This window comes from Nocardioides caeni (assembly GCF_004912195.1).
Taxonomy (GTDB): Bacteria; Actinomycetota; Actinomycetes; order Propionibacteriales; family Nocardioidaceae; genus Nocardioides; species Nocardioides caeni.
The window spans coordinates 46,865-65,019 of sequence record NZ_STGW01000009.1 but is presented as its reverse complement, the minus strand read 5'-3'; the positions used below and the strand labels follow the sequence as shown (position 1 = coordinate 65,019).

11 protein-coding genes are annotated in these 18,155 nt (G+C 71.2%); 10 read left to right on the top strand and 1 reads right to left on the bottom strand.

The window, feature by feature from the left end:
• The first annotated feature begins 17 nt into the window (after positions 1–17).
• The 4 genes from E9934_RS13620 to E9934_RS13605 all read left to right on the top strand — a co-directional run bounded on the left by E9934_RS13620 (position 18) and on the right by E9934_RS13605 (position 6,530).
• Positions 18–1,655 carry a succinic semialdehyde dehydrogenase gene (locus E9934_RS13620; RefSeq protein WP_136563445.1) on the top strand — a complete coding sequence of 546 codons (1,638 nt, stop codon included), beginning with the start codon at positions 18–20 and terminating at the stop codon, positions 1,653–1,655.
• Between the two features lie 12 nt (positions 1,656–1,667).
• Positions 1,668–3,383, top strand: a complete 1,716-nt coding sequence (locus E9934_RS13615) for a GMC oxidoreductase (RefSeq protein ID WP_136563444.1) — start codon at positions 1,668–1,670, stop codon at positions 3,381–3,383.
• A 327-nt stretch (positions 3,384–3,710) separates the two neighbouring features.
• Positions 3,711–5,306 carry a glutamine-hydrolyzing GMP synthase gene (gene guaA / locus E9934_RS13610; RefSeq protein WP_136563443.1) on the top strand — a complete coding sequence of 532 codons (1,596 nt, stop codon included), beginning with the start codon at positions 3,711–3,713 and terminating at the stop codon, positions 5,304–5,306.
• A gap of 45 nt (positions 5,307–5,351) precedes the next feature.
• Positions 5,352–6,530 carry an ATP-binding protein gene (locus E9934_RS13605; RefSeq protein WP_202977302.1) on the top strand — a complete coding sequence of 393 codons (1,179 nt, stop codon included), beginning with the start codon at positions 5,352–5,354 and terminating at the stop codon, positions 6,528–6,530.
• Between the two features lie 18 nt (positions 6,531–6,548).
• Here the strand turns inward: E9934_RS13605 and E9934_RS13600 are convergent, their stop codons facing one another.
• Complete coding sequence (locus E9934_RS13600) at positions 6,549–7,166, bottom strand: pyridoxamine 5'-phosphate oxidase family protein (protein ID WP_136563442.1); 618 nt, start codon at positions 7,164–7,166, stop codon at positions 6,549–6,551.
• A 226-nt stretch (positions 7,167–7,392) separates the two neighbouring features.
• Here E9934_RS13600 and E9934_RS13595 point away from each other — a divergent pair, with 226 nt between their 5' ends.
• The 6 genes from E9934_RS13595 to E9934_RS13570 all read left to right on the top strand — a co-directional run bounded on the left by E9934_RS13595 (position 7,393) and on the right by E9934_RS13570 (position 18,134).
• Positions 7,393–10,035, top strand: a complete 2,643-nt coding sequence (locus E9934_RS13595; protein WP_136563441.1) for an EAL domain-containing protein — start codon at positions 7,393–7,395, stop codon at positions 10,033–10,035.
• Between the two features lie 132 nt (positions 10,036–10,167).
• Entirely contained in the window at positions 10,168–13,008 is a 2,841-nt protein-coding gene (locus E9934_RS13590) for a lamin tail domain-containing protein (RefSeq protein WP_136563440.1), read from the top strand.
• A 135-nt stretch (positions 13,009–13,143) separates the two neighbouring features.
• Positions 13,144–13,827: a hypothetical protein gene (locus E9934_RS13585; protein WP_136563439.1), complete on the top strand. Its 684-nt coding sequence runs from the start codon at positions 13,144–13,146 to the stop codon at positions 13,825–13,827.
• Positions 13,828–13,889: 62 nt separating this feature from the next.
• Positions 13,890–16,046, top strand: a complete 2,157-nt coding sequence (locus E9934_RS13580) for a molybdopterin-dependent oxidoreductase (protein WP_136563438.1) — start codon at positions 13,890–13,892, stop codon at positions 16,044–16,046.
• Positions 16,047–16,102: 56 nt separating this feature from the next.
• Positions 16,103–16,990, top strand: coding sequence for a DUF1295 domain-containing protein (locus E9934_RS13575; RefSeq protein WP_136563437.1), 888 nt, complete (start codon positions 16,103–16,105; stop codon positions 16,988–16,990).
• A 7-nt stretch (positions 16,991–16,997) separates the two neighbouring features.
• Positions 16,998–18,134: an FAD-dependent oxidoreductase gene (locus E9934_RS13570; RefSeq protein ID WP_202977301.1), complete on the top strand. Its 1,137-nt coding sequence runs from the start codon at positions 16,998–17,000 to the stop codon at positions 18,132–18,134.
• Positions 18,135–18,155: the final 21 nt, after the last annotated feature.

Sequence of the window (18,155 nt, the reverse complement as noted above, 5' to 3'; positions counted from 1 at the left end):
CACCTACGCTCGGACCCATGAGCGAAGCTTTCTCCGGTTCTGGCGCGGCAGGCCGACCCCTCGACCCGGCGGTGGGCGGTCCCCACGACCCGGAGCACGACCCGCGGGCGTCGTACGTCCTCGAGCCGGAGATCGTCGCGCGGCTGACCGACCGGATCCTCGCCACGACCGGCACGACCGTCCAGGTCCACTCGCCGATCGACGGGGCGCCGCTCGCCAACATCCCGCAGTCCAGCGCCGACGACGTCGACGAGGCGTTCCGCCGCGCCCGCCGCGCGCAGGCCGCGTGGGCGAAGGTGTCGCTCGACGAGCGCGCCCGGATCCTGCACCGCCTCCACGACCTCGTCCTCGACCGGCAGGCCGAGATCATGGACCTGATCCAGCTCGAGTCCGGCAAGGCCCGCAAGCACGCGTTCGACGAGCCGCTGCACATCGCGCTGACGGCCCGCTACTACGCCCGCACGGCCCACCAGCACCTCGACACCCGTCGCGTCGCGGGCGTCGTCCCGGGCCTCACCCGGGTCGAGGTCAACCGGGTCGCCAAGGGCGTCGTCGGGATCATCTCGCCGTGGAACTACCCCTTCACGATGGCGCTGTGCGACGGCCTGCCGGCGCTGATGGCGGGCAACGCGGTCGTCGCCAAGCCCGACGCGCAGACCATGCTGTCGGCACTGCTCGGTGCGCAGCTCCTCGAGGAGGCCGGCTTCCCGCGTGACCTGTGGCAGGTCGTCGCCGGCCCGGGCCGCCAGCTCGGCACGCCGATCATCGACCGTGCCGACTACATCTGCTTCACCGGCTCCACCGCGACCGGCAAGATCATCGCCCGCCAGGCCGCCGAGCGGCTGATCGGCTGCTCGCTCGAGCTGGGTGGCAAGAACCCGATCCTCGTGCTCCGCGACGCCGACATCGAGCGCGCCGCCGAGGGCGCGGTGCGGGCCAGCTTCTCCAACGCCGGCCAGCTGTGCGTCTCCACCGAGCGGATGTTCGTGGCCGACCAGGTCTATGACCGCTTCGTCGAGCGGTTCGTGGCCCGCACCAAGGCGATGAGCCTCGGCGCCACCCTCGACTGGGACGCCGACATGGGCGCCCTCATCTCCGCCGACCAGCTCGAGACGGTCACGGCTCACGTCGACGACGCCGTCGCCAAGGGCGCGCGCGTCCTGGCCGGCGGTCGCGCGCGGCCCGACCTGTCGCCGTACTACTACGAGCCGACGATCCTCGAGGGCGTCACGCCCGACATGACCTGCTTCGGCAACGAGACCTTCGGTCCGGTCGTGTCGATCTACCGCTTCCACGACGAGGCCGACGCGATCGCCCGGGCCAACGACGGCGACTACGGCCTCAACGGCTCGATCTACACCCGCGACACCGCGCGCGGCCGCGCCATCGCCCGCCAGGTCAAGTGCGGGACGGTCAACGTCAACGAGGCGTTCGGCGCGACCTTCGCGAGCATCGCGGCCCCGATGGGAGGCATGCGCGAGTCGGGCATGGGCCGTCGCCAGGGCAGGGAGGGCATCCTGCGCTACACCGAGACCCAGTCGGTGGGCACCCAGAAGCTGCTGCGCTTCGGGCCGATGTTCGGCATGTCCGACGAGGCCTACGCGAAGGTGATGACCGCATCGCTGCGGATCATGGACAAGCTCGGCCGGGCCTGAACGGGGACTGACATGACCGACTTCGACTACGACGTCCTGATCATCGGCTCCGGCTTCGGAGGCTCCGTCAGCGCCCTGCGCCTCACCGAGAAGGGCTACAAGGTCGCCGTCCTCGAGGCCGGCGCCCGCTTCGCCGACGACGACTTCCCCGACACCTCGTGGGACCTGAAGAAGTACGTCTATGCGCCTGCGGCCGGCTGCTACGGCATCCAGCGCATCGACATGGTCAAGGACTGCCTGATCCTGGCCGGCGCCGGCGTGGGTGGCGGCTCGCTGGTCTACGCCAACACGCTCTACGAGCCGCTCGAGCCGTTCTACCGCGACCCCTCCTGGGCGCACATCACCGACTGGAAGACCGAGCTGGCCCCCTACTACGACCAGGCCAAGCGGATGCTCGGCGTCGTCGAGTACGCCAAGGTCACCCCGTCGGACGAGGTGATGAAGAAGGTCGCCGAGAAGATGGGCCGTGGCGACACCTATCACCCCACGCCGGTCGGGGTGTTCTTCGGCGGACCCGCCCAGCCCGAGGGCCAGGACGTCGACGACCCCTACTTCGGCGGGGTCGGCCCCCGGCGTACGACCTGCCGCAACTGTGGCGAGTGCATGACCGGCTGCCGGCACAACGCCAAGAACACCCTGGTCAAGAACTACCTCTACCTCGCCGAGCAGAACGGCGCCGAGGTCCACCCGCTCACCACGGTGACCCGGGTCCGTCCGCTGGCCGGCGGCGGCTACCGCGTCGACACCCGCTGGACCAAGGCGAAGCTGTCGCGTCGCTCGGCGGTCAAGACGTTCACCGCGGAGCAGGTGATCTTCTCCGCCGCCGCCCTCGGCACGCAGAAGCTGCTGCACCGGCTCAAGGCCGAGGGCGACCTGCCGAACGTGTCCGACCGGCTGGGCCACCTGACCCGGACCAACTCGGAGTCGATCCTCGGTGCGATCGCGCCCGAGGGTGCGCAGGTGGACTACACCCAGGGCGTCGCGATCACGTCCTCGTGGCACCCCGACGAGCACACCCACATCGAGCCGGTGCGCTACGGCAAGGGCAGCAACGCCATGTCGCTGATGCAGACCGTGCTCACCGACGGCGACGGCCCCGAGGCGCGCTGGAAGGTGTGGCTCAAGGAGCTGTGGAAGGAGCGCAGCCGGGTCCGCGACCTCTACGACGTGAAGCACTGGTCGGAGCGGGTCGTGATCGCGCTCGTCATGCAGTCCCTGGACAACTCCATCACCACCTTCCCCAAGAAGGTCGCGGGCAAGTGGGTGCTGTCGTCCAAGCAGGGCCACGGCGAGCCGAACCCGACCTGGATCCCGGCGGCCAACGACGCGGTGCGCGCGATGGCCGAGGCGATGGGCGGCGGCACCGCCGGCGGCACGATCGGTGAGCCGTTCAACCGACCGCTCACTGCCCACTTCATCGGCGGCTGCACCATCGGCGACAGCCCCAACACCGGCGTGGTCGACCCCTACCAGCGGGTGTTCAACTACCCGGGCCTCCACGTGGTCGACGGGTCGACGATCTCCGCCAACCTGGGCGTCAACCCGTCGCTGACGATCACGGCGCAGGCGGAGCGGGCGATGGCCTACTGGCCCAACAAGGGCCAGGCCGACACCCGCCCCGCGCTCGGCGAGACCTATGAGGACATCAGCCCGGTGGCGCCGCAGGCGCCCGTCGTACCCGAGGGTGCGCCGGCGGCGCTGCGGCTGCCCATCGTGGGCGTCAGCTGACCTCACGAGTCTCGACAGCACGTCCTCTCGGGGCGGTCCGGACGGTGGTCCGGACCGCCCCGAAAGTCTTCCCGACTTCTTCACCCGCGGCGTAACCCACCCCTCCCGGGCTCGTTGATCCAGCGAGCCCGGGAATCACGCTCCCTCCCGAAGCCCGGGCTCGGTCCAGGCACTGTCCATCAGTTGCGTGGACAACCAGGGCCCGGCCACCCTCCCTCCCCGGCCGGGCCCTGGTGCTTTTGGCCGTACCGAGGCCGTACCGAGGCCGTATCGGGACCGGGTCAATCCCGGTTCGGGGGCGGGGCCCGGCGCCGATACGATGCGGCCATGACCGATGCCCCGGAGACCCAGGCGCACGTCCACGAGCACGACCTGGTCCTGGTGGTGGACTTCGGGGCGCAGTACGCGCAGCTGATCGCCCGCCGCGTGCGCGAGGCGAGGGTCTATTCCGAGATCGTGCCGCACACCATGCCCATCGCGGAGATGGTGGCGCGCGGTCCCAAGGCGATCATCCTGTCCGGGGGACCCTCGTCGGTCTACGCGGAGGGGGCACCGGCGATCGATCCGGCCATCTTCGAGGCAGGGACGCCGCTGTTCGGCATGTGCTACGGCTTCCAGCTGATGGCCCAGGGGCTGGGAGGCACGGTCTCGGCGACCGGTGCCCGTGAATACGGCCGCACCCGGGTCCACGTCGGACTGCCCGGCACGCTGCTGGCCGAGATGCCCGCCGAGCACAACGTGTGGATGTCCCACGGCGACTCGGTGACCGCGGCGCCCGACGGCTTCGAGGTCCTCGCCTCGACCGAGGTGACGCCCGTGGCCGCCTTCGAGAACGTCGAGCGCGGCTATGCCGGCGTCCAGTGGCACCCCGAGGTGCTGCACTCCGAGCACGGCCAGAAGGTCCTCGAGCACTTCCTCTGGGACATCGCGGGCTGTCGGCAGACCTGGACCATCGGCAACATCGCCGAGGAGCAGATCGCGCGGATCGCTGCGCAGATCGGCCCCGACGGTCGCGCGATCTGCGGCCTGTCGGGCGGTGTGGACTCCGCGGTCGCGGCTGCGATCGTGCAGAAGGCGATCGGCGACCGCCTGACCTGTGTGTACGTCGACCACGGCCTCATGCGCAAGGGCGAGACCGAGCAGATCGAGCGCGACTTCGTGGCCGCGACGGGCGCCAAGCTCGTCATCGTCGACGCCGAGAAGCAGTTCCTCGACGCGCTCGCCGGGACGAGCGAGCCCGAGGCCAAGCGAAAGATCATCGGCCGGGAGTTCATCCGCGCCTTCGAGGGCGCCGAGCTTAAGGTCCTCCAGGACGCCCCCGAGGGCGCAGGAGTCGGCTTCCTCGTCCAGGGCACGCTCTATCCCGACATCGTCGAGTCGGGCCACGGCGCCGGCACCTCGACGATCAAGTCCCACCACAACGTCGGTGGCCTGCCCGAGGACCTCGAGTTCGAGCTGGTCGAGCCGCTGCGTGAGCTCTTCAAGGACGAGGTGCGTGCGGTCGGTGCCCAGCTCGGCCTGCCCAACGTCATCGTCCAGCGACAGCCGTTCCCCGGCCCCGGCCTCGGCATCCGGATCATCGGCGAGGTCACCCGCGAGCGACTCGACCTGCTGCGCGAGGCCGACGCGATCGCCCGCGAGGAGATGACCCTGGCCGGGCTCGACGGCGACATCTGGCAGATGCCGGTCGTGCTCCTCGCCGACGTCCGCTCGGTCGGCGTCCAGGGCGACGGCCGCACCTACGGCCACCCGGTCGTGCTCCGCCCGGTCACCTCCGAGGACGCGATGACCGCCGACTGGGCTCGCCTGCCCTACGAGGTGCTCGAGAAGATCTCGACCCGGATCACCAACGAGGTCCGTGACATCAACCGCGTCACCGTCGACATCACGAGCAAGCCGCCGGGGACGATCGAGTGGGAGTGACGCATCGCGCATGCAATTCTTCCAACTGCTGGTAAATTTGCACGCATGTGGATGCCGCGAGACGCTGAGTCCGCGCTGCGCCGAGAACTTGGCCGCAGCGCGGTAGTGCATCTTCAGGGGCCGCGCCAGATTGGCAAGACGGCGCTCGCCCGGTCGATTGCCGAGGACTGGCCCGGGGGGGCGTCGTACCTGGACCTCGAGAATCCGAGGGACCTTGCCAGGCTCGAGGACGCGGGCTCCTACCTGCGACGCCTGAGTGGTCGACTCGTCATCATCGACGAGGCGCAGCGAATGCCCGAGCTGTTCGAGATTCTCCGTGGTGTTGTCGACGACAACCGTCGTAGCGGCCATCGGCACGGTCAGTTCCTCCTCCTGGGGTCGGCTTCGCTCGACCTGGTCGAGCTGACCGAGAGCCTGGCGGGGCGGATCACCTACCTTGAGTTGTCGGGAGTCACCGCGCTCGAGGTGGCCGCGTCGGGCATCTCCACTGATGACCTGTGGGTGCGCGGTGGATACCCGGAGAGCTTGATCGCGGCGAGTCTCGAGGATTCGCTCGCCTGGCGCGCCGCGGCCGTTGAGACCTACCTGCGGCGTGACATACCGACGTTCGCGCCGCGGGTGCCCACGGAGACGCTCCGTCGGCTGTGGACGATGGTTGCCCATGGCAGCGGAGGCCTTCTCAACGCCACCAGGCTGGCGGAGGGCCTGGGTGTGAGTGGCCAGTCCGTCGATCGCTATCTCGACCTGATGCACGAGTTGTTCCTCGTACGACGCCTGCCGCCATGGTTCGTGAACGTCGGGAAGCGAGTCACCAAGGCGCCCAAGATTCACATCCGGGACAGCGGCCTGCTCCACGCCCTCCTCGGCCTCGAGTCGTTCGAGGACGTCCTGGGGCATCCGGCGGCCGGATCGAGCTGGGAAAGCTTCGTGGTCGAGAACGTGATCACGACGCTCGGTCCGACCTTCCGCCCACATCACTACCGGACGGCACGAGGGGACGAGGTCGACCTCGTGCTGGAGAAGGGTGGTCGGCCGGTGCTGGCGGTGGAGGTGAAGCGTTCCACCGTCCCGGCCGTGGGTGCCGGGCTGCGGCGGGCGCGGGCGGACCTCGGCGATCCGGAGACCTGGGTGGTTCATCCCGACACGCCCGACGCGCCCTTCGAGCGGGATGGCATCACGGTTGGGGGACTCGCGGCATTCCTGGGTCGTTGTCGCGAGTTCTGATCCGCAGCCGCCGGCCGATCAGAAGCTCGGCATCGCCGGTGCGCTCGGCCGGGAGGGGTCGTGCGCCGGGTCGTCCGCGGCGAGGGTGCCGTCGAACCACTCATCGCGCTTCCAGTCCGGGACGGGCGGTTCCTCGTCGGCGACCGGCACGAAGGCGGAGCGCTGCGTCGTGTCGTGGGTATGGACGTAGCGACGGCAGTTGGGGAACACCGCGGTGGCCCGCACGCGGACGACGAGCTGACTGCCGGGGAAGGTCTCCAGCAGCGGGTCATCGGGGTCGATCGAAGCTTCGCCCGTCAGTCGTAGTCGTGAGCCGTCGGAGAAGTCGATGAACAGCAGACCGACGAGCGGGTTCTCGGTGATGTTGCCGACGCTGAGGAACATCCCGTTGCCGTCATAGACCGGGAAGGCGAGCGTCGTGGCGTCGACCACGCGCACGAAGCCCGGGTCGCCTCCCTTGTACGACGACTGGGGCTGCCCGGCCGCGTCGGCCGTGGCGAGGAAGAACATGTCCCGGGCAGCGATCCAGTCGCTGAATGCGGTGAGGTCGTCGCCGGCGACGCCGCCGAGCCGGTCGGCGAGCCGCCGGGTGTCGAAGCGGTCCTGCAGCCGGCGGTGCGAGTCTCGATAGTCCATGGCCCACCTCTCCGCTCGAGCATGGCACCGACCGGAGGGGAGTGGAAGAGCATGATCAGAGGGTCGACGTCGGGGCGGTGGCCGGTCGGCCGCACCGCCCGGGACCTTGGTCCCCGGTGCGGTCCGAAGCCCGGCGCGGGGCGCCGGCCCTGCCTACGATCATCAGCTGGGGAAGCCTGCCCGGGGCGTCGGGAGGACGACGGCGCGCCCCGGGAGCGAGGACGGGATGGCCACGACGGCGCAGGCGATGACCGCCGAGCTGGTCGAGCGTGCCCTCGCCCAGGGCGACGTGGTCGTGCACTACCAGCCCTGCTACGACCTGCGGACGGGCGCGATGGTCGCCGTCGAGGCACTGGCCCGGCTGCGCCACCCCGAGACCGGTGAGCTGGTCGAGCCCGGCCGCTTCCTCGACGTACTCGAGGAGACCGGCAGGGTCGTCCACCTCGACGAGATGGTGCTGTCCGCAGCCGCCGAGCAGGTGGCGCGCTGGCGCGAGCTCCCCGGCGGTGCCGGCCTGTGCCTGGCGGTGAACCTCTCGCCCGCCGATCTCGACGACCCGCTGCTCCCGCGACGCTTCCGTGAGGTGGCCCAGACGGCCGGGCTGCCGCTCGACGCGGTGATCGTCGAGCTGACCGAGACACTCCTCTCGCGCAGCGGGCAGGGGCACGAGCAGGTGCTCGCCGAGCTGGGTGCGCTCGGCTGCAATGTCACCCTCGACGACTTCGGGACGGGCAACGCGAGCTTCGACTACCTGCGGCGTTTCCACGTCGACGGCGTCAAGATCGACCGGTCGTTCATCCAGTTCCTCGGTTCCGGCGGCCCGCGCGAGCGGATGGCGGAGTCCCTCGTCCGCTTCTGCCTGTCCCTGGGCGTCCACGTCGTGGCCGAGGGCGTCGAGCGGCCCCGCCACGTCCGCGCCCTGCGTCGGCTCGGATGCCCCTTCGGCCAGGGCTTCCTGATGAGCCGGCCCGTCGACGCCGAGGCGCTCGGCGCGCTGCTGACGTCGGCCGAGGTGCCCGCGCCACTGGCGCACCCCGCGGATCCGACCGTCCTGCCGGTCCTCGGTGAGCAGGCGCCCCGGCGTCCCCGCCGCTTCGACCGCTTCGCCGCCCGGGTGCTCGCGGCGCTGGTGATCGCGGTGCTCGGCCTCACGGCGGCGCTCGCGAGCGCCCAGCGCGCGGAGTCCCAGGACTCCCTGGTCGACGCGGCCCAGTCGCGTCTGGAGGCGATCAACGTGCTGTCTGCTCAGGGCGTGGACATGAGGCTCGGCGGTCTGCGCGACGTGGTCACCACGTTCAGCGGCAGCGATGTCGTCCGCACCGCCCTGGTCAGCCGCGACCCGGCCCGCATGGACCTGGCCCTGGACGCCCTCTCCGCGACGGCGACCGGCACCCACAACACCTCGCTGTACGACGCCCGCGGCACCATGCTCGCGCTGTCGCCGGCGCAGCGGAGCCCTGACGTGGTCGGCCGCAACTTCGCCTTCCGCGAGTGGTTCGCCGCCGCCAGGCGGGCAGAGGAGGCCTACGTGTCGCAGGCTTACCGGCTGATGACGGCGGAGGGGACGTGGGCGATCGCCGTGGTCGCCCCGGTGCGGGACGGACGCGGTCGTCTGCAGGGCTTCGTGATGGCGACCCTCGCGCTGTCGGCCCTCCAAGCCGAGATCCAGTCGGTCTTCGAGGAGCACGGCGTCGACGTGACCGTGGTCGACCGGCACGGCACCACGCTCGCGAGCACGGTCGGCCTGGTGGGCGCGGCCACCGCGGACTCCCGGCTCCTCGAGAGGCGGAGGGTGCACGGTGAGGGCGACCACGCCCCACTGTGGGCCGCAGCCGAGGTGGAGACCGTGGGCGGCTGGCTGCTGACCGAGCAGGACCGGGAGACCGCACTGGGACACACCCACGCCCGTGCGGACGTGCTGATGGTGCTGGTCGTGGTCACCGGGATGTTCCTGGTCCTCGTGGCGCTGGTCAACGACGCGCGTCGCCGACGGCTCAAGGCCGACCTGCGTCGCTCCAACGAGTGGCTCGCCTCGATCCTCGAGGCGACTCCGACCGGCGTACTCGTGAGCGACGACGAGGACCGCATCCACGACGCCAACGAGGCGGCGGCGGAGCTGCTCGGCGTGCCGGCGGAGTCGTTGCGCGGCCAGACGATCAGCAGCTGGCTGACGACGCGGGACCGACCGTCAGGGGCATCGAACGTCTTCACCGCGACGATCGTGACCCGCTCCGGTGACCTGCGCAGGGTCGAGGTCCGGGTCCGCGAGCTGCGAGGGCCTGACGGCGAGCGGATGCGGTTGCACTCACTCGTCGACGTGACACCGCACCGGCAGGAGCAGGACCGGCTGCGGGCGCTGGGTCGCATGGACGCCCTGACCGGGGCGGCCAACCGGATCGCGTTGCAGGAGGCACTGTCCGCGGCGGCGGCGCCGGGCCGCTCGCCGCACGCACTGGTGATGCTGGACCTGGACGGCTTCAAGTCCGTCAACGACGGTTACGGCCACGCCGCAGGTGACAGCGTGCTGTGCGCCGTGGCAGACGTGCTGGTCGATGCCGTGCAGCCCTCGGACACGGTGGCGCGCCTCGGCGGGGACGAGTTCGTGCTGGTCGCCCGGCTCGACGGGGCGACCACCCACACCGAGCTCGCGGGACGACTGCAGACCCAGGTCCAGCAGGCGCTGGACGCGCACCCGTTCGCCCTGCACGTCCCCGTCGGCGTCAGCATCGGCTCGGTGCTGATCGGCGCGGAGGGTCGGGACCCCGACGAGCTGCTGCGCCTCGTGGACCTGCGGATGTACGAGTCCAAGCGGCAACGATCGTGGCCGCGGGACCGGCCGGGGCGTCGTACCGGCTCGGCCGCCGGCTGACGGACGCCAGAGCGTGCCGCCGCGTTGGCGCGCGATTCACCGTCCGTTTCGATGGGCCACCCATGGTGAGGACCGTTCTCGACACACGCCGGCGGCTCGGGCCCGGCTCGATCCCCCGCAAGGACTCCTTTCGTGCGCCCTCATCGCAGCCTCTCCGGCCTGCTCGTCGGCCTGGTCGGGATGACGCCCGCCGGCATCGTGCTGGCCGCGGCATCGCCCGCAGCAGCCGCCGACCCCGCCAGTGCCCTCGGCAACGTGGTCATCAACGAGGTCAGCTCCAACGGCTTCGCCGGTGGTGACTTCATCGAGCTCCACAACCAGGGCTCGACGACCGTCGACCTCACCGGCTACCACCTCAAGGACAACAAGACGCTGGCCGAGGACGACATCGTCCTCGACGGCAAGCTCCCGCCGGGCGGCTACGCCGTCCACTACGTCGACGGCGGCCCCGGTGCGGCGCCGAAGCCGTTCGGTCTCGGTGGCGCCGACGAGGCGACCCTGCTGTCGCCCGACGGTGCGACGGTGATCGACACCTACGCGTGGGCCACGCACGTCACGCCCAGCTTCGCGCGCGTCCCGGACGGCACCGGCACGTTCGCCGTCACGACCGCGCCCACCCCGGGTGGACCCAACGCGCTGGCCACGACCGCCGAGGCTCAGGTCACGCTCAACGAGGTCTTCACCGACGGTGCCGGCACGAGCGCCGAGGGCCTGCACGACTACGTCGAGATCCACAACGGATCGACCGGCCCGGCTGACCTCACCGGCTGGTACGTCACCGATGGCCCGGGCACGCCGACCGCTGCCGACCGGGTCACCCTCGGCGGCCCGACGGCCACGGTGCCGGCCGGTGGCTACCTCGCCGTCGAGACCGAGCTGATGGACACCGAGATCCCGTCCGGGTTCACCTACCTGCCGGTCAGCAACGGCACCAAGTCCGGCTTCGGTCTCAACAAGACCGACTGGGTCTTCCTCCACAAGCCCGACGGCACCCTGGTCTCCACGACCTTCAAGGGCACGCTGCCCGACGAGCACGCCAACACCTGGTCGCGGGTCCACCCGGGCACCGGGCTCTGGCGCAACGGCGCCGACCAGACCCCGGGTGCGGTCAACACCTTCCCCGGCGGCGAGGTGCCGGTCCTCGACACCCCGGTCGTGCTCAACGAGGTGTCGAACACCTCCGGCCAGGTCGAGCTCCTCAACACCGGCGCCGAGTCGGTCGACATCTCCGGCTGGACGCTGCTCGACTCGACCGCCGCGGTGGTCCACACCGTCCCGGCTGCGACGACGATCGCGCCCGGTGCCCTGCACGTCGCGACCGGCATCACCGGCCTCGACAGCGCCGACTCCCTGACCATCCGTCGCGCCAGCGACCTGGCGAGCGTCGTGGCGTTCACCTGGTTCGAGGACGGCATCGCGTCCTACAGCCGCTGCGAGCTGTTCGGCACCGTGTCCTACGTCGAGACGCCGGCCGCCACCTTCGGCGCGGCCAACACCTGCCCCTCGCTCGACACCCAGCCGTGGCCGGGAGCGAGCACCGTGGCGACCGTCGACGAGGTCAACGGCTTCGGTGACCAGGACGGCAACGGCGAGGGCGACGTCTCGGGTGCCGCCTTCGACCCGTCCGACCCCAGCATCCTGTGGGTGGTGCAGAACAAGAACACGCTGCACAAGATGCACGCGGTCGCTGGCACCTATGTCGCCGTCGACGGCTGGGAGGGCGGCAAGAAGCTGCTGTTCGCGTCCGGCGCCGGCAAGGTCGACTCCGAGGGCGTGACCGTCGGCACCGACGGCTCGGTCCATGTCACCTCCGAGCGCGACAACGACAACAGCGGCGTCTCCTCCAACAAGATCGAGCGCTACGACGTCTCCGGCGTCACGGCGGCGACGACCTCGCTGACCGCGGTCGACGAGTGGGACGTCAACGACTTCGTCACCACCGGCGCCAACCTCGGCCTCGAGGGCATCACCTACGTGCCCGACTCCTTCCTCGTCGACGCGGGCTGGGAGGTCGGCGGCGCGCCCTACAGCGCGGCCACCCACCCGACGCCCGGCCTGTTCGTCACCGCGGTCGAGGGGACGGGCAACCTGCACTTCTTCTCGCTGGCGGCCGGTGCCGCCCCGGTGGAGGTGAAGGTCGAGGACTCCGGCTTCCCGTTCTCGATGGACGTCACCTACGACGCCGACCGGGACCGCCTCTGGGCGCTGTGCGACGACAGCTGCGGCGGCGTGCACAACGTGCTCGACGTCGTCGACGGCGACTTCGTCGTGGAGGCGTCGTACGCGCGACCGGCGGGGATGCCGAACCTCAACAACGAGGGCATGGCGATCGCACCGGCGTCGACCTGTGCCGACGGGGTCCAGCAGGTCGTGTGGACCGACGACGGCGACACCGACGGCTTCTCGCTGCGGGCGGGCAACCTGCCGTGTCCGGAGGCGGTGGCCAGCACGGCGCTCCCGCGGATCACCGGGACGGCGAAGGTCGGGTTCGCGCTGAAGGCATCGATCGGCTCCTGGTCGGCCACGCCCGCGACGGCGACCTTCCAGTGGCTCGCCAACGGCACGCCGATCACGGGCGCCACGCTGCCGACGCTCAAGATCGGACCGAGCCTCGTCGGCAAGCGTCTCTCGGTGCGGGTGGTCGTTGCGGCGGAGGGACGTCTCGACGGGACGGCGACCTCCACCTCGACCGCGGCCGTCACCCGAGGCCTGATCCGGGCGGGCAACCCCCGGATCGTGGGGACGCCGAAGGCGGGCCGCACGCTGACCGCCCGCGCTGCAGCGGCCGCTCCGGCCGCCGCGGTCTCCTACCAGTGGTATGCCAACGGCAAGGCACTGCGCGGCCGGACCACCCGGGCCCTGCGCCTGACCGGCGCGATGCTGGGTCAGCGCATCGCCGTGCGTGTGACCTACAGGAAGGCGGGCTACGCCACGGTGATCCGTACGTCGACACGCGTGCGCGTGCGTCGCTGACCGACGCCGCCGCGCGAGTGCCGGTTCGTCACGGTCCTCGCGCGGCGCGCAGGTGGGCGGGATCCGCCCCCACGCCCATCGCTCGGTGTGATACTCGACCCGAGGGCCCACCAGGGGCCCGCTCGGAGAGGAAGCATGATGCGCTCTGGTCCCGGCCCGGCTCGGTCCGGCGTGGTTCTCGCCCTGCTCCTGTCGCTCCTGCTCGCCGCGTTCGGGTCGACGGCCGGTCCTGCGCAGGCAGCGCCCTCGCCGTTCCCCACCGCAGCCTCGGTGAAGGACGCGGTCTTCGGGACCGGCAGCTGGTCGGCCCGCAACTGGGGTGCCGAAGGCACGATCGGGGGGCGGCCGGCGGCGTGTCGCTCCGACCAGCAGATGGTCGCCCACCGGGCCCGCGGCGCGCGGAGCTACTACGGCGCAACCACAGGCTCGGTCTGGATGAGCTCCGAGGTCGAGGTGCTGCGCTACAGGAGCGTCGCCGAAGCCCGTCAGGATCTGCGCCGCAGTGGTTCCTACCCGCGCCGGTGCCCTCGTGTCACCGAGTGGGTCTGCGAGGAGTGCGACGGCATCTCGACGACCTGGCGCACTCGGGTCGCCGTGCAGCGGGCGGGGAGCGAGAGCGTCGGCTGGTCGTTCAAGCGGGTCGACAACCTCAAGGCCGTCGGCTACACGATGGTGGCGCGCCGGGGCACGACGCTCGTCCTCGTGACACTGACCCTCACGCGCGACGTGTTCGGAGCCAACGGCTGGGTCTACCCCCGCCTGCCCCGCAAGGCCGCGATCGTCAGGCTGGCGCGACTCGCGATCCGCACGGCCACCTGACCCACCTCCTCCACGGCTGTTCCGGGCGACTCCGGTGAGTCCGTGCGGCATAGTTCGCAGGTATGACGACCGCTGTCGCGACCACGACCACCCCCGTCACCTGCCCGCTGTGCGAGGCGACCTGCGGCCTGCTGGTCAGCACGGCGGACGGCGGGTCGATCCGCGTTCGCGGTGATCGTGACGACGTGTTCAGCGCGGGCTACCTCTGTCCCAAGGGCGCGGCGATCGGTGAGCTCCACGCCGACCCCGACCGGCTGCGCCGCCCGATGCTCAAGCGCGACGGCGTCCACGTCGAGGTCACCTGGGAGGAGGCCTACGACGAGATCGCGCGCCGCCTGCCGCCGCTGATCGCGGAGCGGGGGAGCAACGCCGTGGCGCTCTACTTCGGCAACCCGACCGCCCACAACCTGGCCGGTGCGCTCTACCTCCGGCCGTTGGTCAAGGCGATCGGCACGACCAACGTCTATTCCGCCGGCACCGTCGACCAGATCCCCAAGATGTTCGTGACCGGCCACCTGTACGGCGACGTCGCGACGCTCCCGGTGCCGGACCTCGAGCGGACCGAGCACCTGCTGATCATCGGCGCCAACCCGCTGGTGTCCAACGGCAGCATGATGACCGCGCCCGACATGCGCGGACGGATCCGGTCGATCGCCGAGCGCGGTCGCGTGGTGGTCGTCGACCCCCGCCGCACCCGGACTGCCGAGGCCGCGACCGAGCACGTCTCGATCCGGCCCGGCGGCGACACCTGGCTGCTGCTGGCGATGGTCGCCACGCTCGTCGAGGACGGCCTGGTCGACCTCGGTCACCTCGACGGGATCGTCGACGGCGTCGAGGAGGTCGAGCGGATCGCCAAGGACTTCCCGCCGGAGTCGGTCGTCGCCCGCACGGGCATCGACGCGGCGACGATCCGCCGGATGGCCCGCGAGTTCGCGACCGCCGACCGGGCGGTCGTCTACGGGCGGATGGGCACCACGACGCAGCCGTTCGGAACGCTCGCCAGCTGGCTCATCGAGGTGCTCAACATCCTCACCGGCAACGTCGATCGCCCCGGCGGGGCGATGTTCCCCCTCGCCGCCGCCGGGCAGCCCAACAGCCGCCCCGGGCCGCGCCGACCGTTCCGCCACGGTCGCTGGCACAGCCGGGTGTCGCAGCTGCCCGAGGTCATGGGCGAGCTGCCGGCCGTCGTGCTCGCCGAGGAGATCGCCACCCCCGGTGAGGGCCAGGTGCGGGCGCTGATCACGGTCGGCGGCAACCCGGTCGTCAGCGTGCCCGGCTCCGCCACACTGGAGGACGCGCTCGCCGGCCTCGACCTGATGATCAGCATCGACCCCTACCTCAACGAGACGACCCGGCACGCCGACGTGATCCTGCCCGGGCCGTCGCCGTTGGAGCGCGGCCACTACGACCTCCTGCTCTATCAGTACGCCGTCCGCAACATCGCGCGCTGGTCCCCGCCGGTCTTCGACACCGATGTCCCGCCGGAGTGGCACGCGATGCTGCGGATCGCCGCGATCGTCGGCGGGATGCCCGCTTCGACCTCGGTCGAGCCCCTCGACGACGCGCTCGCCGCTGCCGTCGCGAGCCTCAACGGCGCTGAGCCGGCGACCGGCCTCACGGGCCCGGAGCGCCTGCTCGACATCCTCCTCAAGGCCGGCCCCTACGATCTCGACTTCGCCACCGTGGAGGCCGCGCCGCACGGCATCGACCTCGGTCCGCTCCAGCCCCGCCTGCCCGGCGTGCTGTCGACCGCGAGCGGCCGGATCGACCTGGCGCCTGCCGCCATCACCGACGACCTCGAGCGGCTGCGTGCCGAGCCCGAGCCGGCCGACCGCGCGGAGCTGGTCCTCATCGGTCGTCGCCACCTGCGCTCCAACAACTCCTGGATGCACAACGTGGGCTCGCTCAACCGCGGCAGCAACACGTGCACGCTGCACGTGCACCCCGACGACGCCCTCCGGTGCGGCCTCAGCGACGGCGGTGCCGCCGTCGTGGCCAGTCGCAGCGGACGGCTGGAGGTGGCCGTCGAGGTCACCGAGACCATCCGCCCGGGCGTGGTCAGCCTCCCGCACGGCTGGGGCCACGACGACGTCCCCGGCGATGTCGCCCGCGCCCGTCCGGGGGTCAACTCCAACCTCATCGGCGACCAGCGCCTGGTCGACGCCCCCACCGGGACCGCGGTCGTCAACGGGATCCCCGTCGAGGTCGTCCCGGCCTGACATCGGGACCACCGAACCGTCGCCAAACTAGAACACGTTCCTGTAGCGTCCCGCGTGTGAGCAAAGCCACCTCCCTGGCCCGGGTGGGCCTCGTCTACCTGGTCGCGTTCGGCGCCGCGATCGCCTACCTCGCCTGGGCGCCGCGCACCGACCACCTGTGGCTCGACGCGCTGATCGCGGACGTGATCGCGACCGTGCTGGTGTTCGTCGGCAGCCGGATCCACCGCAACTCCAGCTGCTACGACCCCTACTGGAGCGTGCTGCCGCCCGTCCTGGTCGTCTTCTGGGCGGTGGCCGCCGACGCAACGGGTGTCGACGACGGCCGATCGATGCTGCTGACCGTCGTCGTGTTCGTCTGGGCGATCCGGCTCACCGGCAACTGGATCCACGACTGGCCCGGGATGCACCACGAGGACTTCCGCTACGCCCCGCTGCGCGACGGCGCCGGTCGCCTCGAGCTGGTCGTGGACTTCGTCGCCATCCACCTGGTCCCGACGCTGATCGTCTTCGCTGCCCTGATCCCGGCGTACGCCGTCCTCGCCCGCCCCGGCGAGCCACTGGGCTGGCTCGACATCGTGGCGTTCCTCGTCGGCATCGCGGCGCCGATCCTGCAGTTCGTGGCCGATGCCCAGATGCGCCGTTTCATCGAGGTCCGCCAGCCCGGGCAGGCGATGGAGAGCGGGCTGTGGTCGTGGTCGCGGCACCCGAACTACTTCGGTGAGGTCAGCTTCTGGTGGGCGCTGGCGCTCTTCGCGATCGCCGGGTCGCCGGAGGACTGGTGGTGGCTGGTCCTCGGCGCGGTCGCGATGACCCTCATGTTCCAGTTCGCCAGCATCCCGATGATGGAGAAGCGCAGCCTGGAGCGACGCCCGGGCTACCAGGACGTGATCGGCCGGATCCCGCGGCTCGTGCCGCGCCCGCCGAAGCGCCGTGCCGCTGCCTGATCCCGACGTGCCGCGCATCGTCGTCGTCGGTCTCGGTGACAGCGGTCTGCTGACCGCCCTGCACCTGGCACGTCGGCGTGGCCTCGAGGTCGTCGGGATCTCGACCCGCCCGGGCCACGTGAGCGGCCAGGAGCTCGGCCTGCGCCTGGCCCGGCCCGAGGACTGGCAGCGTGACTACCGCTGGTCGTTCGACCGGTTCAAGGGTCTCGACCGCGTGCGCGTCGTGCACGCCGAGGCCACCGCGCTCGACCTGGCCGGCCACACCCTCTCCCTGCGGCAGTACGACGGCTCGCACACCACGGAGCACTGGGACGTCCTCGTGATCGCGACGGGCGTGACCAACGGCTTCTGGCGCCGGCCGGACCTCGTGGACGAGGCCTCCGTGGAGGCCGCCCTGGTGGAGCCGCACCGGCAGCTGGCCGATGCTCGCGACGTCCTCGTCGTGGGCGGCGGTGCGGCTGCGGTCAGCAGCGCTCTGCAGCTCGCCCTGCGCTGGCCCGAGCACCGGGTCCGGCTCGCGTTCCCGGGGGAGCGGGCACTGGTCCAGCACCACCGCCGCACCTGGGAGCACGTCGAGCGCCGACTGGTCGCGGCCGGTGTCGAGCTGCTGCCCGGCCACCGTGCCGTCGTACCGGACGGCTTCGCGGGCGACGCCATCACCTCCGGCGTCGTCGCGTGGACCACCGGTCAGGATCCGACCGCCGCCGAGGCCGTGCTCTGGACGATCGGCCGGGTGCAACCCAACACCGCGTGGCTGCCGGCGGAGCTCCTCGACGACGACGGCTTCGTGGCGGTCCGCCCGGGACTGCAGTCGACGACGGCCGACACCGTCTTCGCCATCGGCGACGTGGCGGCCACCGACCCGCTGCGCTCCTCGGCCCGCAACCGCGCCGACAAGCTGCTCGCCCGCAACATCCGCCGGCAGCTGGCAGGTGGTGCGCTGGGCTCCTTCAACGCTCCCCGGAGGCGGTGGGGATCGGTCCTCGGCGTCGAGCCGGACGGCCTGCGGGTGTTTGCCCCCAATGGACGGCCGTTCCGCTTCCCGGCGTGGACGGTGCGACGGATCCTGCAACCGTGGATCGTGCGCCGGGGGATCTATCGCGGGGTCCGTGGCGACACCGCAACACAACCGAACAATCGTTGAAAAATCTCTTGGGTGTGACCC

What these genes read in the sequence shown, in the direction of transcription:
- E9934_RS13620 (WP_136563445.1), top strand. Translation starts at nt 18, where the DNA reads ATGAGCGAAGCTTTCTCCGGTTCTGGCGCGGCAGGCCGACCCCTCGAC.
- E9934_RS13615 (WP_136563444.1), top strand. Translation starts at nt 1,668, where the DNA reads ATGACCGACTTCGACTACGACGTCCTGATCATCGGCTCCGGCTTCGGA.
- guaA (WP_136563443.1), top strand. Translation starts at nt 3,711, where the DNA reads ATGACCGATGCCCCGGAGACCCAGGCGCACGTCCACGAGCACGACCTG.
- E9934_RS13605 (WP_202977302.1), top strand. Translation starts at nt 5,352, where the DNA reads ATGTGGATGCCGCGAGACGCTGAGTCCGCGCTGCGCCGAGAACTTGGC.
- E9934_RS13600 (WP_136563442.1), bottom strand. Translation starts at nt 7,166, where the DNA reads ATGGACTATCGAGACTCGCACCGCCGGCTGCAGGACCGCTTCGACACC.
- E9934_RS13595 (WP_136563441.1), top strand. Translation starts at nt 7,393, where the DNA reads ATGGCCACGACGGCGCAGGCGATGACCGCCGAGCTGGTCGAGCGTGCC.
- E9934_RS13585 (WP_136563439.1), top strand. Translation starts at nt 13,144, where the DNA reads ATGATGCGCTCTGGTCCCGGCCCGGCTCGGTCCGGCGTGGTTCTCGCC.
- E9934_RS13580 (WP_136563438.1), top strand. Translation starts at nt 13,890, where the DNA reads ATGACGACCGCTGTCGCGACCACGACCACCCCCGTCACCTGCCCGCTG.